Origin of the sequence: Devosia sp., assembly GCF_034675085.1 — a bacterium.
Lineage (GTDB): Bacteria > Pseudomonadota > Alphaproteobacteria > Rhizobiales > Devosiaceae > Devosia.
The window spans coordinates 1-2,152 of sequence record NZ_JAUCDN010000434.1 but is presented as its reverse complement, the minus strand read 5'-3'; the positions used below and the strand labels follow the sequence as shown (position 1 = coordinate 2,152).

Annotated in this window: 2 protein-coding genes and 1 pseudogene; all 3 read left to right on the top strand. The window is 65.0% G+C overall.

Annotation, left to right across the window (positions count from 1 at the left end):
• Nucleotides 1-129, top strand: a pseudogene (gene mraY, locus VDP82_RS17400) (phospho-N-acetylmuramoyl-pentapeptide-transferase); the annotation flags it as partial.
• 243 nt (nt 130-372) lie between these two features.
• Complete coding sequence (locus VDP82_RS17395; RefSeq protein ID WP_323016079.1) at nt 373-1,542, top strand: putative peptidoglycan glycosyltransferase FtsW; 1,170 nt, start codon at nt 373-375, stop codon at nt 1,540-1,542.
• A partial coding sequence (locus VDP82_RS17390) for a glycosyltransferase (protein ID WP_323016078.1) occupies nt 1,539-2,152 on the top strand: 614 nt, incomplete at its 3' end. The genes VDP82_RS17395 and VDP82_RS17390, both read left to right, overlap by 4 nt.

The window sequence follows — 2,152 nt, the reverse complement described above, 5'->3', positions numbered from 1 at the left end:
TTCCGCATGGCGCCCATCCACCACCATTTCGAGCATCTGGGCTGGACCGAGAGCCAGGTCGTCATCCGCTTCTGGATCATCTCCTTCGTGCTGGCGCTGATCGGGCTGTCGAGCCTCAAGCTGCGCTGAGGGATTTGTGAGGTCACCCCCTCCCATCCTCCCCCATCAAGGGGGAGGTGCGGGGCTGGTGGGTGGGCAAGATTTTGCCAAAGCCACAAAGTTCCACCTCCCCCTTGATGGGGGAGGCCGGGAGGGGGTGGGGCCACATCCCCAAACCCCGTTTCGCAAAACGCGAAAGCCATTGGCAAATCGGTAACCAAACGCCTGCTACAACTTGATTCAGTTTGTATCGAGTAGCCGGCTTTTCCCATGATGTTCTCCCGTGCCGAAAAAACGCCCCTGGCGGAGTGGTGGTGGTCGATCGATCGGGAATTGCTGGGGGCGCTGATCCTGCTCATGACCTGCGGCATGGTGCTCAGCTTTGCCGCCAGCCCCCCGGTGGCCGAGCGCATCGGGCTTTCGCCCTGGTTTTTCATCATCCGCCATGCCCTGTTCTGTGTGGCTGCGCTGCCGGTGCTGATCGGCACTTCGCTGCTCAATCATCGCCAGGCGCGCTTCGCCGCGCTGGCCACGCTGGTGGTGAGCCTGGTCCTGCTCTGGGCGACGCTGCGCTTCGGCACCGAGGTCAAGGGCGCGCGGCGCTGGATTTCCTTTGCCGGCCAGTCCATCCAGCCCTCCGAATTCGTCAAGCCCGCCTTTGCCGTGCTCGGGGCGTGGCTGTTTTCCGAATCGATGATCCACCGCAACGTGCCGGGCAAGATCCTGGCCTCCCTCATCATGCTGGCCATTGTGGGGGGGCTGCTGCTCCAGCCCGATATCGGCCAGACGGCGCTGGTGGTGGCCACCTGGGCGGTGCTGCTGTTCCTGGCCGGCATTTCCTGGTTCATCATTTTCGGGCTGGCCGGGGCGGCGGCGGCGCTGCTGTTCGGCGCCTATATCTTCTTCCCCCACGTTTCGCGCCGCATCGACACCTTCCTCAACCCCGATGGGGGCGGCAATACCTACCAGATCGACCGCGCCCTCCAGTCGCTGATGGAGGGGGGATGGTTCGGGCGGGGGCCGGGCGAATCCATCGCCAAGAAGCTCATTCCCGACGCTCATGCCGACTATGTGTTCTCGGCGGCGGCGGGCGAGTTCGGCATCCTGTTTTGCCTCGTTCTCGTCGCGCTCATCGCCTTCATCGTCATTCGCGCCATGTTTGGGGCACAAAGACAGACCAGCCTGTTCTCGCGGCTGGCGGCCTCGACGCTGGCCATCCAGTTCGCCATGCAATCGGGCATCAACCTGGCCGTGAACCTCAACCTGATCCCGCCCAAGGGCATGACGCTGCCGTTCGTCTCTTATGGTGGCACCTCGATGATCGCCATCGCCTTCGGCATGGGGCTGATGCTGGCCTTCACCCGCACCAAGCCCGAAGAGCGCATGGCCACCGGCCTGCCCAGCTATAAAAGCGCCGTCGCACCCCTGGCGCCCGCCGAATGAAGACCTTCACCCTCATGGCCGGCGGCACCGGCGGTCATCTGTTTCCGGCCATGGCGCTGGCGCAGGAACTGGTGCGGCGCGGGCACCGCGTCGAATTGATGACCGACCATCGCGTCGAAAGCTATGGCGCCGATTTTCCGGCCAGCCAGGTCCATATCGTGCCCTCGGCCACGCCCTCCATCCGCAATCCGGTCCGCTTCGTTTTGGCCGGCTTCACCATATTGCGCGGCCTCGGGGTGGCGCTGGGCCAGTTGCGGCGGAACCGGCCGGCCTGCGTCATCGGCTTTGGCGGCTATCCCACCTTTCCGCCCTTCCTTGCCGCCCATCTGCTGGGCATTCCCGGCATTTTGCACGAGCAGAACGCGGTGATGGGCCGGGCCAACCGGGCGCTGGCACGTTTTGCCGACCTGTTGGCCATGAGCTTTGCCGAAACGCGCTTTGCCGATGCAACGCGCATCGAGACGGTGCTGACCGGCAATCCTGTGCGCGACCGGGTGCGCGCCGTTTCGGGCACACCCTATCCGGCGCTCGATCCGGGCGGCCCCATCCGGCTGGTGATCTTCGGGGGCAGCCAGGGGGCCAAGGCGCTGTCCGACATCGTGCCCGCCGC

Excerpts from the sequence above, each read along its gene's own strand:
- VDP82_RS17395 (WP_323016079.1), top strand. The coding sequence starts at position 373 with ATGTTCTCCCGTGCCGAAAAAACGCCCCTGGCGGAGTGGTGGTGGTCG.